8 protein-coding genes are annotated in these 14,467 nt (G+C 65.4%); 1 reads left to right on the plus strand and 7 read right to left on the minus strand.

The window, feature by feature from the left end; genetic code table 11:
- From BXY39_RS04165 to BXY39_RS04175, 4 genes are all read right to left on the minus strand, one after another.
- Positions 1 to 2,115: a B12-binding domain-containing radical SAM protein gene (locus BXY39_RS04165; RefSeq protein WP_170163610.1), complete on the minus strand. Its 2,115-nt coding sequence runs from the start codon at positions 2,113 to 2,115 to the stop codon at positions 1 to 3.
- A gap of 5 nt (positions 2,116 to 2,120) precedes the next feature.
- A complete protein-coding gene (locus BXY39_RS04170) occupies positions 2,121 to 3,821 on the minus strand; it encodes a tetratricopeptide repeat protein (protein ID WP_170163611.1) in 1,701 nt (566 codons plus the stop codon).
- A 13-nt stretch (positions 3,822 to 3,834) separates the two neighbouring features.
- On the minus strand, positions 3,835 to 4,605 hold the full coding sequence (locus BXY39_RS19290; protein ID WP_170163612.1) for a hypothetical protein: 771 nt from the start codon (positions 4,603 to 4,605) through the stop codon (positions 3,835 to 3,837).
- Between the two features lie 223 nt (positions 4,606 to 4,828).
- Positions 4,829 to 5,926, minus strand: coding sequence for a calcium-binding protein (locus tag BXY39_RS04175; protein WP_170163613.1), 1,098 nt, complete (start codon positions 5,924 to 5,926; stop codon positions 4,829 to 4,831).
- A 494-nt stretch (positions 5,927 to 6,420) separates the two neighbouring features.
- Here BXY39_RS04175 and BXY39_RS04180 point away from each other — a divergent pair, with 494 nt between their 5' ends.
- A complete protein-coding gene (locus BXY39_RS04180; RefSeq protein WP_121937543.1) occupies positions 6,421 to 8,346 on the plus strand; it encodes a hypothetical protein in 1,926 nt (641 codons plus the stop codon).
- Positions 8,347 to 8,558: 212 nt separating this feature from the next.
- On the opposite strand, the gene BXY39_RS04185 is transcribed toward BXY39_RS04180, so the two are convergent.
- The 3 genes from BXY39_RS04185 to BXY39_RS04195 all read right to left on the minus strand — a co-directional run bounded on the left by BXY39_RS04185 (position 8,559) and on the right by BXY39_RS04195 (position 14,412).
- Positions 8,559 to 12,401 (minus strand): FG-GAP repeat protein, encoded by a 3,843-nt coding sequence (locus BXY39_RS04185; RefSeq protein WP_121937544.1) that lies wholly within the window; start codon positions 12,399 to 12,401, stop codon positions 8,559 to 8,561.
- An 82-nt stretch (positions 12,402 to 12,483) separates the two neighbouring features.
- The gene (locus tag BXY39_RS04190; protein WP_121937545.1) at positions 12,484 to 13,587 is read right to left on the minus strand and encodes a TIGR03032 family protein; all 1,104 of its coding nucleotides are present in this window, start codon (positions 13,585 to 13,587) and stop codon (positions 12,484 to 12,486) included.
- A 504-nt stretch (positions 13,588 to 14,091) separates the two neighbouring features.
- The gene (locus BXY39_RS04195) at positions 14,092 to 14,412 is read right to left on the minus strand and encodes a hypothetical protein (RefSeq protein ID WP_147453462.1); all 321 of its coding nucleotides are present in this window, start codon (positions 14,410 to 14,412) and stop codon (positions 14,092 to 14,094) included.
- Between the last annotated feature and the right edge of the window lie 55 nt (positions 14,413 to 14,467).

The following is a 14,467-nucleotide window of genomic DNA, read 5'->3' on the forward strand; positions in this document are numbered from 1 at the left end:
TCAGCGCATCTCCCGGTAGGGCAGGATGGACAGCCGGTAGGTCTGGCTTTGCCCCGGCAGAAGCGAGCGGATCATATCCTCGGCGGACTGCTGCAAATCGTCCGGAAGCGTCCCCCGGCTGTCCGGGCATGTCAGGGCCCGGTGGATAAGGACATTCTCGATCACGGTGGGAATGTCATAGGGCGAGCGGGTGACATGGTCGATATTCTCGTCCCGCCGGCGGTTCTGTGTCCGGATACGCTCGAACACGGTGCGGCCGTGCCGCTGCGCGTACAGATGGGTGTGAAAGGTATCGATGCCGCCGATCCACGGCCGCTCGAACGCGGTATCGGCGGGCAGTTGGTCGTTGAAGGGTTTCAGCAATTCGCAGTCCGTCGGGTTGTCGCGGCCGTCGAAGCGGTAGTTCAGCGCGCCCGAAAAATCGTCATTCTCCGGAAACGCCAGATCGCTCAGCCCGTAAGCCTCGGGATTTTTCGCCAGGATCGACCCCGCCAGCAGGGTGAAGCGGCCGCCGTGCGAAATCGGCGTGAAAATATCGGCATATTCCAGCAGCAGGTCGACGGTGGCCTGCCGGTCTTCGTCCGTCTCGCCCGGAAAGCCCATGAAGAACAGCGGTTGAAGCGCGATGTTCGAGGCGCGAAAGGCCTCGAAAGCCGGTCGCAAGATCCGGTCGACCCTGTCCGTGCCCTTGCCCATTTTCTCCAGCACCCGCGATGAACCGGATTCAAGCCCGAAAGATGCCTGCACCAACCCGCTCCGCTCCAAAAGGGCGACGAACTCCGGGGTGAAGGTCTTGGTCAGGAACAGCTGGCACGACCAGCTGATGCCGATATCCTCGGCGATCAGCTCCTCGGCGAAGGCTTTGAGAAAATTCGGCGGCAGCGCATCCGACGACAGATAGAAATAGATGACGCCCGCATCCCGCAGCCGACGCACCACCGCAACCGCGATTTTCGCGTTCATCGCCCGCGACGGCGCGGTCGGCTTGTCGCTGTTCAGGCCATAGTCGCAGAAAGTGCACTGGTTCCAGAAACAGCCGCGCACGGGCGCGTAATTCACCCGCCGTTCGGGCGCCAGATACAGCGACCAGTCGACCCAGTCGAAACGCGGCGGAAAACGCTCCCAGTCAAAGGGGGCGAAGCCCGCCCCTTTGCCACCCTTGCCTTCCCTGCCGCCCAGCGAAACATAGTCGGGCTGCGTCAGCCGTTCCCGCGCCTGCCCATCCAGCTGTACGACACCGTCCGGCGCCTCGCCCCCGCCGGACAGCCAGTCGATCAGGCCGGCCATGCCCGGCTCCGCCTCGCCCGCATACATGGCCTCGCAAAAAGCCGACAGCGGCGCCAGCGCCGCCTCGCTGCGCGCATATTTGACCAGATCGGTCACCGCCGTGCCGCCGGCGACCCGCGCCACACCGGGAAACACCTCCGCCAACAGGTCCAGCACGGCAAAACCGGGGGCGATGTTGGCGGTAAACTGCATGCCGACACCGATGAACAGATAGTCCCGGCCCCGGCAGTGCGCGCGCAGCAAATCGGCCAGCTCCTCCTTGAGGCGGTCGCTCGCCCGCACCATGCCGGTCAGCCGCGCCGCCGTGTCGATATGGGGCGGAATGGCGAAAGCGTTGAGGAAGTCGATCGGTGCATAAAAATGGTCCAGCAGCGCCTCGAACATCCTGAACTGGCGCCGCGCGAACTGGTAGCGCTCCGGATCGTAAAACGCCTCGCTGCGAAAGATGCGCCGGCAGGTCTCGGGCCGGATATCCCGGCAGATCGCCTGAATTTTCAAAAGGTCCGCCAGGCGGTTCTGATCGCCGATCTCAAGGGACGGCCGCGCGTAACAGTCGGCGATATGCTCACTGACCTCCGCGTCCCAGGCGGCGATCGCCGGTTTCGACAGTTTCGCGTTCAGCCACAACGCGTTCAGGTCGATGACCTCGGCCTCATACCCGGCCGCGTTCACCGCCGCCGCCACATAGGACAGGGCATGGTACGGATAGGTCAGATCGCCGTAAGGCGGCTGGATCAGCAGAACCGTCTTGCGCCCGGACTGGCGTTCCGGGTGCGGCACCCGGTCTTGTCCGGGGTCTCCGCCGCGTGCTCTGTGTGGGTCCGTCATATCCCTTATATCCCCCATTGCTGTTGGGACCGCGCGTGGCAGTCCACGGCGCGCGGATCGTCCGGCCCGCCATACCGGCGCCACTGGGCGGCGGCGTCCGCGAAACAGCGTTTTGCAGCCCCCGGCCGCCCCAGGTCGCTGTACAGTTCAGCCAGATTTCCCAGCGCGACAGCCAGTTGAAAGTCCGCCTTGCCGGCATTGCGGCGGAACACCGTCACCGCCGCCTCAAAGGCGGCCAGCGCCTCCTCAAACGCGCCGAAGGCATGCTTCGCCACCGCCACATTCACCAGAATGTTCGCCGTCAGAAGATGATCGGCCCCGAACAGGGCCTCGCTGATGGTGTGCGCCCGGTCCAGCGCGCGCGCGGCCTTCTCCCCGTGGCCGAGGGACAGGTACAGCGCCCCCAGATTGTCCAGCGCCTGCGCGGTCACGGGATGGTCGCCGTAAGCGGACTCGAAAATCCCGGCGGCGCGCTCGAACATGGCCAGCGCCTCGTCCCGCCTGTCCATGTGACTGTACAGCGAGGCCAGATTGTTCAGCCCCTTGGCCGTTTCCGGATGGTCGGGCCCTCTGGACGTTTCGAAAACCGCCAGCGCCTGTTTGAAAAACCGTTCCGCCCGGCCGGCATGGCCGGCGGCCTGCTCCACAATGCCCATATTGGTGATGCTGTGGGCGGTCACCGGATGATCACGCCGCAGCGCCGTTTTCCGGATGGCGAGCGCGCGGCTGTGATAGTGCCGCGCCCGCGCCACGTCGCCCACGGCCATCTGGATGTTTCCGGCGGTGTTGCAGGCGGTGGCCACATTCGGGTGCGACGGGCCGTACTGCTGCTCGAAAATGGCGATGGCGTCGGCGATCTCGGCCTCGGCCGGGCCGGTGCGCCCCAGACTGTTCAGGGCCAGCGCATGGTTGTTCCTGACCTGTCCGACTATGGTGTGCCGCACGCCGAAGGTTTTGACGAAAATATCGAGCGCCCGGGAAAAATCGGCGGCGGCCCCGGCATAGTCGGCCAGCCCGTGTTTCAGGCGTCCGAAATTATTGTACACCTGCCCGATATCGGGATGGTCGGGCGGCCTTTGCCGTTCCATCACCGCGAGCGCCCGCGCCAGATGAATGCGCGCCTCGTCCAGATCGCCGATGGAATCCAGCAGCGTGCCGATATTGTTGACGCTTTCCGCCGTCTTGAAATGCTCGTCGCCAAAGGTGCTGGCGTAAATATCGTGGGCGGTCTCGTAAAAGGGCTGGCACCGGTTCAGGTCGCCCATGTCATGCATCAGACGGCCCATATTGTTGGAACAGCTGGCAAAGCCCAGCTTGGACGGGTCCTCCGTTTTCAGGATGTCATAGGCCCGCCGGTAATGGTCATGGGCCGCCCCGATATCGCCGAGCGACTGCCACAGGGCGCCGAAATCGTTCAGACAGGCCGACACGAAAACCCGGTCGACCCCCTCGGCGCGCGCGCACAGGGCCAGCACATCCTCGAACAGGTCGAAACTGCGCCGCAACTCCCCCTTGGCGTGGTAAAAGGCGGCCAGATCGTGCTTGGCCTGGATATAGTCCCGGTCGGTGTTCCGGCCGTGCGCCGCGACAGTGGCAAACGTCTTCTCGAACAGCGCCTCGGCGCGCGCCATGTCGGCCTGGGTGGTAAAGGCCTCCCACGCCTTCAGCCGCAATGCCTGCGCGCGCTGGGTCCCGTCCCCCCTCATGACCGGAAATCTCTCATGACAGGGCATCCGGGTCCGGATCGACGCGCAGAGCCCCCCGCGCCGTCTCGATCTGGTCGGCGACCGACGCGGCGCCCTTGTCGCCGCGCCCGCGCAAGTCCGCGAGAAAGCCGTCAAATTCCGCCGCAGTGTCATGCCCGGCGAAGGACCCGGCCAGCATGCCGTATCCCGTGGCCAGATCCGCCATGACCGGGGTGTCGCATTCAAGAAAATGGCGTTTCGCCTGCCGGAAGTCCGCCTCCGCCGCTTGCGTCATGCCGGCGGCCAGCGCATGCGCCCCGGTCAGCCACAGCCCGTTGCCCAGCTGATACGCCCCAAGTTCAAGCGACCGCACAAGATCCAGGCTTTTCTGGCTGGCCCAAAACCCGGTCAGGCGCGCCGTCCCGTCGATGGTGACATCCCCGTCGCCCCAGCCCGGCCACGTGTTCGCCCCCAGATTATACAGCAGCACCTTCGCCCGTTCGCGCAGAAGCCGGGCAAGGCCAAACCCGGAATCAGGGCCGGAATCAGGACCGGAGTCAGAGCCGGAAACAAGGTCGGGATCAGTGCAGGAACCGGCCTCCGCCGCGCGCGCTTCGTCCAGGCAGTCCTGCGCGGCAAGGCTGCTGATCAGGACAAAGGCGGGGATATCCTTCCGCGTCCGCACACTGTAGTCGCACAGCTCAGCGTAAAGTGTGATGATCGCCTTTAAGTCGTATTGTGTTTTCCACGTCCGGATGGCCTGCCACGGGCCCGCGAGAAAGTCACGGAAGGCGCTTTCCGTCAAAATCGCTGTTCCCCCTGCATGGGCCCCGGTCTGCGGGGCCCATATGTGTGAGCGTGGCCTACTCAACAACAGGCTGCGACTATACTACCCGCCGTGCATCATCTCAACAAAAACATCCATTGGTAGCATTTAACAGGAAAAGCGGAGCCGCGAGGCAAGGGGAGACACCGGCCCGCCGCGACATTTGGGCCGGTGTCCTCCGGATCGTGACAGCGCCGGGCCGCTAGACGAGGACCAGGGCCTCGTCCGTCAGGTCGGCCACGGTGATGCCGCGCAGGAAGATGCTGTTGCCGCCGCCGGTGTCGAGCAGCACCCCGGTCGCGCCGGTGCCCGACGTCACCGCCTCGGCCGCCGCGCGCACGGCCTCGGCGGAGGTGAAATCGGTCACCGTGTTCACCAGATACAGCTGGTCCTCGCTGGCGTCGAAATCGGCGATCGAGTCCTCGCCGTGATCGTCTTTAAAGAAAAACGTATCGCGGCCGCCGTCCCCGTACAGAACATCATTGCCGGTGCCGCCATACAGCCTGTCATCCCCGTCATTGCCGCGCATGGCGTCATTGCCGGCGCCGCCGAACAGCAGGTCGTCGCCGTCCCCGCCGCGCACCCGGTCGTCCCCGGCGCCGGAAAACACCGTGTCATTGCCGCCGTCGCCCCGGATATTGTCGCGGAACACACCCCGGCCGCCATGAATGATGTCATCGCCGCCGCCGGCCACGATCCAGTCGTCGCCAAGGCCGCCATACAGCATGTCGTTGCCGTCGGCGCCGATCAGCGTGTCGTCGCCGGATCCGCCATACGCCTCGGTGTCCGCCGTGCCGCTGATCGCTTCGCCGACGTCATAGCGGCCATTTTCATTCCGGTCCTCGTAAGAGCCGGCGATCAGCACATCGTCGCCGGCCCCGCCCATCAGCGTGTCGCGGCCGGTCAGCACGGTGCCCGAATCATTGCCGCCCACCAGCGTGTCGTCGCCGCCGCCGCCCAACAGCAGGTCATCGCCGGACTGGCCGAGCACCCAGTCGGCGCCCGCGTCGCCGGCTCCGGCATAGACCGTATCGTCGCCGTCCCCGGCCAGCACCCGGTCGTCGCCGGTGCCGCCGATGATCAGGTCGTCGCCGGCCCGGCCGGCGATGGTGTCGTCCCCGGCCAGGCCGCGAATACGCTCGCCGTCGGCGCTGCCGTCCAGGCTGTCGGGGCCATCGGTGCCGTCCAGCCGGATGGCAAAGGCCGGGCTGGCGGCCGCCGTCGCGGACAGGGCGGCGCTGTCCGCCCGTCCATAAGGGTCCATGGTCATGCTGTCGTCGGTTTGAAAGGTCTGCGCCATTCTATCCTCCACGCCCCGCCCGGCACACCGCGCACCGGATAGATAAGGGGCTTGTCCCGCCGGCGCGGGGACCGCCCCGGCGGGATCGCGGTCCATAAAACCGCCGCCGGATGAAGGCAGGATGAATGTGGCGGCACCATGAACAGCCGCGTCAAAAAGGCACGCATCACCCAAAAATCTTACCGTCCCCCCGTCATCAGAGACTGCGTGCAACATATTTGAGACGCACGGCCATATCGCCGCGACGCCGCCATGCTACCGTCAGGTTGCGTCGGGGGATGCGGATACACGCAAGAGCAAAGCCTGTTTTCTGTAAATCCGTCCCGGACTGCCTGTGTCTGAACGCCTGTGTCTCGCGGTCTGTGTCTGGCGGTCTGTGAGTGCGGTCGCCCCCACCGGCACAACAGTCCCGCAACGGCCCAAACCCGTCCTGAGACGACACCGTCAGTCAGGCATGACCATTACGAGGCATAACCATAATGGGGAGACACCGAATGATCCTGCGACACAACATGCTGGCCGCATCCCTCCTGCTGTGCCTGTCCTGCACCGGACAGTCGGACAGCGGCACGGACCGCAGCACTGGCGAAAACAGTGGCGAAAACAGTGGCGCAAACACCGCGCCCGCTACCGGGGCCGGCGAAAAACGCGACACCCCCCCGGTCCACATGTCCTTTTCCGGCGGCGGTTATCACGCCCATGCCGGTGCCGCCGCCGTCATGATGTCCCTGATGGACCGGGTGCGGCACACGAAAACCCCCGGTGCCTCGGTCGGGCTCAAGGACATCACCGGCAATGTCAGCGCCTTTTCGTCCAATTCCGGCGGCAGCTGGTTCCTGTCCCAGGCCGCCTACACCAACAAGATGCGCACCGCGCTCGAAGCCGAGGACGCCTGGCAGACCTATACGCGCGGTGACGGCTATTTCGGCCAGGCCTATGCCCATATCTCCACCCTCAAATGGGACACTGCCTTCTGCGACATCATCCGGGACAAGACGGCCCGGCAGGCCTGCAAGGATAAATTTGAAAATGCCGACTCCTTCCTGAAATTCCTGCTGTCCGGCGGCACTGCCAACTGGCACGAACTGGCCGTCAACGCCGTCTTCGGGAAAAAATTCAAGGACACCGCATGGCAGGCCATGGCCGACCAGGCCGCCATCGCCATCACCGGGCCGCGCCAGCCCTGGGCCGAGGACAAGGCGCTGGTGTTCGCCAGCGCCCTGCTCACCGACGCCCCCGCCCTCAATCTGGAGCTGGCGGATATCCTGCATATCCGGTCCCTTCAGGGCCGGCAGGGCGGCGGCACCGACCCGGTGCCGGGCGCGGCGCCGGTGATGTTCACGGTTGCCGGCGACACGGGCTCCGGCCCGACATCGCCGTTCCTGCCCGGCGGCGATGTGGCCCTGCAATACGGCAACTGGCGTGTTCTGAAAAAGGAATTCGAAAAAGTCGACAACCTCACCGCAACCCTGGAACGGAATGTGAGGTTCGGCGGCGCCACCGCCATCGATGTCGCCGCCAGCTCATCGGCGGCCGGCGCCGGTTTTATCGACATCCCCGATATCCGGGCAAGCGGCCTGTCCCCATACGTCGCCAATGCCCTCGCCAACTTCGCCCCCGCCTTCACCTTCAAGGGTACAGAGGGCGCCCATTATCACGGGCCGCTCAAGGACGAGCAGGGCCGCCCCCTCAGGCTGGAAGATATGGCCGCGCAGCGCGCCGTACGCCTGGCCGACGGCGGCTTTATCGACAACACCGCCGTCGCCTACATGCTGCGCCACATGGCCGACACCGGACAACTCACCGACGGCTTCAACATTCTGGCCATGGACAATTATCCCGCCCAGCCACTGGTGGACGCGAACAGCAAGGCACATTTCCCCACCGGCCCCGACGTCGCCGCCCTGTTCGGCTATCCCGACCCGAACGCCACAACGCGGACCTCGACCCTGTTCGGCGCGTTCAGCTTCACCGGTATCGTGCCCCATGTCTTCGAACACGACGCCTATTTCAAGACCTCCAAGACCGGGCCGGTCCCCGCCAAGGACGCGGACTGGTGCGCCTGGATCGATATTCCCCGCGACAGCCAGCCGCCCCGGTCCGGGGAAACCGAGTGCCTTGTCATCAACCATGAGACCGCGACCGACGACCCGGAGCCGCAATATTGCGAACTGTTCCTGTCCTACACACACTATGCGGTCAAAGTGCGGGAAAACGCCTATTTCGGCATCGACAGCGACGATACGAAAACCGGCAACCTCCACGTCTTCGGCATTATGGGCAAAAATGCCGGGGTGGTGCCGGACAGCGATTTCGAGGCCGGCTGCTACACCAAAATGATGGCCGGTGTCCATGAAGTCGTCACCGGCGACTATCCCTTCGGCAACGAACTGGCCGACCTGCTCAATCTGGGCAACTGACCGCCCCCTGCCCCCACCCGGACCGGGACAACGGACAGGGACAACGGACGGGGACAACAGCCAACCGGGCGCGGCGACAAACGCCGCGCCCCCGTCTATCAGTCCATCAGGGCCGTTTCCGTGCCAAGGCGACGCCAGAGCAAAGTCAGAACAAAGTCAGAGCGAAAGCGCGCCAACCGCCGCCATGGCGTCCGACAAAGGGCGCCAAGCGATTACAGCACCAGGGCGGGATCCGTCAGATCGGCCCTGGCGATCCCTTCCAGAAACAGGCTGTTGCCGCCGCCCGTGTCGATCAGCAGCCCGGACGCGCCCCCCCGCACCGTCTCCACCGCCGCCGCGCGCACATCCGACCCACTGGCGAAATCGGTCACCGTGTTCACCAGATACAGGATGTCCTCACCGGCATCGAAATCCCTGACCGTGTCGTCGCCGTGATCGTCGGCGAAGAAAAACCTGTCGGCCCCGCCGCCCCCGGTCAGCACATCGTCGCCGCCGACGCCATACAGGCTGTCACCGCCGGCACCGCCCCGCACCACATCGTTGCCCGCGCCGCCGAACAGGGCGTCCGCCCCGCCGCCGCCGTCCACCGCGTCGTCGCCGGCCCCGGCGAATATGGTGTCGTTGCCGCCGCCACCCTCGACCGTGTCATCGCCAGCGCCCCGGCCGCCATAGAAAATATCGTCGCCGCCATGGCCGATCAGCCGGTCCGCGCCCGTGCCGCCACCCAGCGTATCGCCGCCGTCACCAGCGATCACCAGGTCGTCGCCGGCACCACCGTAGGCCACATTGTCGGCCGCGTCGTACACGGTCTCGCCGCTGTCATGGCGGCCGTCGCCATCCCTGTCGTCGAAGGACCCGGCGACCAGCGTATCGTCGCCCGCGCCGCCATAAAGGGTATCGCCGCCCGTCCCGGCGGCATCGGCCGCGATCCGGTCGCCCACCAGATGATCGCCGCCGCCGCCGCCGGCCAGCAGGTCGGCACCGGCCCCGCCCAGCACCCGGTCATCGCCCTCATCGCCGGGCCCGGCATAGACCGTATCGTCACCGGTGCCGCCCAGGACCAGATCATCGCCCGTACCGCCGACCATCAGGTCATCGCCGCCGCCGCCGTCCAGCGTGTCATTGCCGGCAAAACCGCGAATACGGTCGTCGCCGGCATCGCCCGTCATGCGATTGCGGCCATCGTCACCGTCCAGCGTATCGTTGCCCGCGTCACCGTCGATGATCCTGTAGCGCGCGCCGATGTCCCGCGCGCCGAAAATGACATAGGTTTCACCGGCATCCCTTAGACCGTTCGAGTCCGCGCTGGGATTACCGACGATCATATCGTCAAAACCGTCACCATTCACATCGCCCGCCCCGCTGACCATCTGATCGTACGGGGTCCCGACCCAGTCCAGGACAAAGCCGTCCTCCGGGCCCAGATCGTCCACGCGCAAACCGGGGCCGAAACCGTCCGCCTTGCCGAACACGATATGGGTTTTGTCCAGCGCCGCCACGATCAGATCGTCAAAGCCGTCGCCATTGATATCCCCGGCATCACTGGCGGCAATACGGCTGGGCTCAGGGGTTTCACTGCCGAACAGGGTGAAGCCGTCCCCGCCGTCCAGCGCGGCCAGATCGATACGGGCGTCAAAGCCGTCCGCCGTGCCGAACACCACATACAGTCTGGGCTGGGGCGAATCGTCCCCCTCCCCGATGATCAGATCGTCGAAGCCGTCGCCATTGATATCGCCGGCGGTACCGGCGGTCCGGCCTTGAGAGTCGTTTCTCAAAATGTCGGGACCGTCCAAAACAAAGCCGTCGCGCCCATCCAGGGCCGTGAGGTCAATGCTGGCGTCAAACCCGCCCGCCATGCCGAACACCACATAAGTGTCGCCCAGGCTGGAAACGCTGTTGATTGCAACCCCCGGCGTGCCGACGATGATGTCGTCCAGGCCGTCACCATTGACGTCGCCGGCGCCGCCGACCCACGAACGGTCGAGGGGGTGCCCGGCCGCGCCACGCAACACAAAACCGTCACCGCCATCCAGGCCGGCCAGGTCAAGGCTGGCGTCAAACCCGCCAGCCTTGCCGAACAGTACGTAAATCTCGCTGACTTCAAATCTTTCGTACGGGTTGTCAATACGGCGCGCTCCGACGATGATGTCGTCAAAACCGTCGCCATTGATATCGCCCGCCGTGCTGACGGATCGGGCGCTGAAATCGTCGTCGCCGGTGCCGACGATGGCAAAGCCGTCGCCGCCGTCCAGACCGCTTAGGTCCACGACATCCGCAAAGCCACCGGCCTTGCCGAATACCACATAACTGACATCCGTCCCGGACACACCACCGGGTCTGGTCCCGTAAACGCCAACGATCAGATCGTCGAAGCCGTCCCCGTTCACATCCCCGGCACCGCTGATGGACCCGACCCTGACGCCATCGGCCACGGTACCGCCAAGGACAAACCCGTTGGTGCCGTCCAGAACGTCCAAATCCGTCCCGGCGGGAACCCCGCCATCGGCGCCGAACACCACATGGGCTTGGCCCAGGTAAAACCCGCTCTCGTCGTCGAAGACGCTTCCGCTGATAATCACGTCGTCAAAGCCGTCACCATTCACATCGCCGGCGCCGCTGACCGAAATTCCGCTTCGATTGTTTTCGTCGATGCCTGTCAGGACGAAGCCGCGTCCACCATCAACATCCTGTCTGGCCACATCCTGCCTGGCAATGGCGACCTCCCTCACGGTGCCGGTCCCACCCGCAGGAGGACTGCCGATGGTCGCACTGCCGAACACCACATAAGAGTCGCCGGCGGATTGCGCGCCATACTGGTCGGCCAAGGGCGCGCCGACGATCAGGTCGTCGAAGCCGTCGCCATTCACATCTCCGGCCCCGCTGACCGACAGGCCGCTATAGTCATTGGCACCGGCACCGACAAGGGCGAACCCGTCACCGGCCTCTATCGTGGACAGATCCAGCCGGGCGTCGAACCCGCTCGCCTTGCCGAACACCACATGGCTCTTGCCCACACTCTCGCCATAGCCGGCATCGCCCCCGGGCGCGCCGACGATCAGATCGTCGAACCCGTCGCCATTCACATCCCCGGCGCCGCTGACAACGTAGCCGGCATAATCAAGCGCGGCCCCGCCTTCCAGGACAAAACCGTCGGTACCGTCCAGCGCGCGCGGGTCGACGGTGGCGGCAAAACCGCCCGCCCGGCCGAACACCACATAGGCCTCGCCGGCGTTCTCAATGCCGTTCGGGTCGGCGCCCAGGGCCCCGACGATCACATCGTCCAACCCGTCGCCATTGACATCGCCGGCGCCGCTGACGGCAAACCTGATCTCGTCCCCCGCCTCCACCCCTGTCAGGGCAAAGCCGGTCTCGCCGTCCAGGCTGGCAAGATCGATACGCGGGTCAAACCCACCGGCGCGGCCAAAAACCACATACCCCTCCCCCGCGCTGTCACTGCCGCCGGGATCGGTGTTGTTCAGGCCGATGATGACATCGTCGAAACCGTCGCCATTCACATCGCCGGCGTCGCTGACCGACCAGCCGCTATAGTCAAATCTGCTGACACCGCTCAGGACAAAGCCATTGTCCCCGTCCAGCGCGGACAGATCGAAAGGGTCGTCAAACCCACCTTCACCGCCGAAAACGATGTAGGTCTCCCCGGCATAGCTATAGTCGGTCCCGCCACCGGGGGCGCCGACGATGATATCGTCAAAGCCGTCACCGTTCACATCGCCGGCCCCGCTGACCGACCAGCCGCTCCAATCCCGTAAACCGGCGCCGTTCAAAACGGATACCTGGGCGCCCAAATCCACCGACGCGTCAAATCCGTCCGCCCGGCCGTACAACACATAGGTTTTGCCCGCAAACCTCTCAACACCGGCACGTGCGTACGGTGCGCCGATCAGAATATCGTCGAAACCGTCGCCATTCACGTCACCGGCGCCGCTGACCGACCAGCCGCTGCGGTCGTTTGCATCGACACCGGTGAGCGTAAACCCGTTCCGCCCATCCAGGTCTTCAAGTGCAATAACGATATCCGCCACGCCGTCCTCCATACTGTTGTCCGCCCCTATGTCCAAAAGGGGCCGTGATGTGTCAGCATCCGGCGCCGCCCCAGCACGCGCCGATGTCCATCCTTCAAAGGCCGGCCCTTGGGACCGTGTCTTCACCCTTATCCCAGTCACCCACCCGGATAACCCGCCGGACTTCGTCCGACTTGAACCCCACCAGGGACGGATTTTGCACCCCCGGCAGCGCGGTCACGTCATACAGTTCGCTGACGACCCCCTCGATCCGCACCCAGTGCACGATGTCGCCGGACGCCAGGTCGACGACGATCAGGCCGCAGCGCGGCGCCGCCTTGCGCTGTGTCAGGGCGGCCTCCAGCGGCAGGCCCTGAAACGTGCCGCTGTCCCGGGGCAGGGACAGGCCGATCACCGCGTGCCCGCCGATAAAGGTCAGACCCCGCGCATAGCCCGGACAGAAGGCGATCGGCGTGAAGGCGCCGGTCTCCGGCGCGATGGTGCCGAACGCGCCCGTGCCGCTGTTCAAGACGTAAAGCCGCCCCCGATACAGGCGCGGGGAATGGGGCATGGACAGGCCGCGCGCGATCACCCTGTTGCCGCGCACGTCCACCACCACGCCGCCGTCCACCCGGTGGTCCCGCCAGCCGTCGGCCACGTCGCTCTCGGAAACGGCGGTGACATAGGCCGGGCCGTCGCCGTCCACGGCCAGCCCGTTCAGGTGGCAGCGGTCCTCCGCCGCCAGCCGGCTCAGAAACGGCGGCTGCCACACCGGCCGGAAACTGTCCGCCGCCGAGACCCGCGCCAGACAGCCGAACAGCGTGTTGACGAAAACCGGCGCATCCGATTCCGGGACCACCGCCATGTCATGCACGTCCAGGTCGCCGGTCACCCAGCTCATCTGCGGGACGTAACAGGCATCGAAACCGTCCTGGCGCTGGCCCGGCGTCATCGCATTTTCAAACCGCCAGATCTGGTACAGCGTGCTCACATACAGGCTGCGGCCATGGGCGGCGAGGCCCATGCAGCGTTCCAGCGTGCGCTCGAACACAGCCAGCCCGCCGCCGGGCCTGGTGCCGAGGAAAAACAGTTTTCCCGCCTGATAGGTGCTGAAGGCCAACGACCCGCCCGACGCCGCCAGCCAGTCGGAAAACTGCCGCGATGCGCTGATATTCAGGTGCGGGGTCGGGGGCGCCTCCGTGACAGTGTCCACCTGCATGATGCCCCCCTTAAACACAACCTGTCGCTGACATGGGCGGCAACATAAACACGTCCTCGCCCGGCCCACAAGGGCCATCTGGCCTACCCGCCCACAAGGGCCATCTGGCCTATCCGCCCGCAAGAGCCACGTATCCCGTCCGGCACACATCCCCCGGTTGCCCAGACCGTCTTTGACACGGCCTTGACTCTGCCCTGAGCCTGCCCTGACACGGCGTTGACTTTGGGGCTGGTTTCACCCATCACTGCCGTAGTGGGAACCCGCCGCACACATCCGGCGCCCAGCCTCCCTGAAACCGGTCTTCCGGGCATCGGTCTTCAGACACTGATCCCCTTGAAACTTGATAAGACACACCCCATATCGGATCGGTAGGAATGGGGGCCGACTGGCGTGTCTTTTTTGCTTTTCCGGGAGTCCGTGGAGGCCCGTCCAAGGGCCCCTGTTGTCCCCCGTCCGGTCGTGACCTGCATCGATAGCCTGTTCTGATAACCTGATTATGGGCCCCTATTCGGCGGCGGTGCCCGGCGTCACCCGGCTGAACAGGGTGGCGTTTCCGTCTCCGGCAACGCCCGCCTCCACGCCCGGCTGCAAAAACTGGTCGATCCAGCCTGTCGCCTCCCGGTCCGTCGCCTTCCGGTCCACCCCGTCCCTGTCCATCGCATCCCAGGCCGTTGTGTGTCCGGCGGCATTGTGGCCGTTTCCCGAAACCGTTCCGGGCCTGTGCACCGATCCCTGGGCCCGCCTTTGGCCGGCCCCGGCGAAATCACCTTGCATCAAAACACCGGCCGCCTCGGCTGCGGCGGCCTGTTCGTCCATCACTGACATGTGTCCCATCCCGTTTGCGCCGACCCCGGCGCTCCCGTCCATCCGCGGGCTTTAT

It is taken from the genome of Eilatimonas milleporae (genome assembly GCF_003688555.1).
Classification (GTDB): domain Bacteria; phylum Pseudomonadota; class Alphaproteobacteria; order Sphingomonadales; family Kordiimonadaceae; genus Eilatimonas; species Eilatimonas milleporae.

Coding starts and splice junctions, on each gene's coding strand:
- BXY39_RS04165 (WP_170163610.1), bottom strand. CDS start 2,115: ATGACGGACCCACACAGAGCACGCGGCGGAGACCCCGGACAAGACCGG.
- BXY39_RS04190 (WP_121937545.1), bottom strand. CDS start 13,587: ATGCAGGTGGACACTGTCACGGAGGCGCCCCCGACCCCGCACCTGAAT.
- BXY39_RS04180 (WP_121937543.1), top strand. CDS start 6,421: ATGATCCTGCGACACAACATGCTGGCCGCATCCCTCCTGCTGTGCCTG.
- BXY39_RS04195 (WP_147453462.1), bottom strand. CDS start 14,412: ATGTCAGTGATGGACGAACAGGCCGCCGCAGCCGAGGCGGCCGGTGTT.
- BXY39_RS04175 (WP_170163613.1), bottom strand. CDS start 5,926: ATGGCGCAGACCTTTCAAACCGACGACAGCATGACCATGGACCCTTAT.
- BXY39_RS04185 (WP_121937544.1), bottom strand. CDS start 12,401: ATGGAGGACGGCGTGGCGGATATCGTTATTGCACTTGAAGACCTGGAT.
- BXY39_RS04170 (WP_170163611.1), bottom strand. CDS start 3,821: ATGAGGGGGGACGGGACCCAGCGCGCGCAGGCATTGCGGCTGAAGGCG.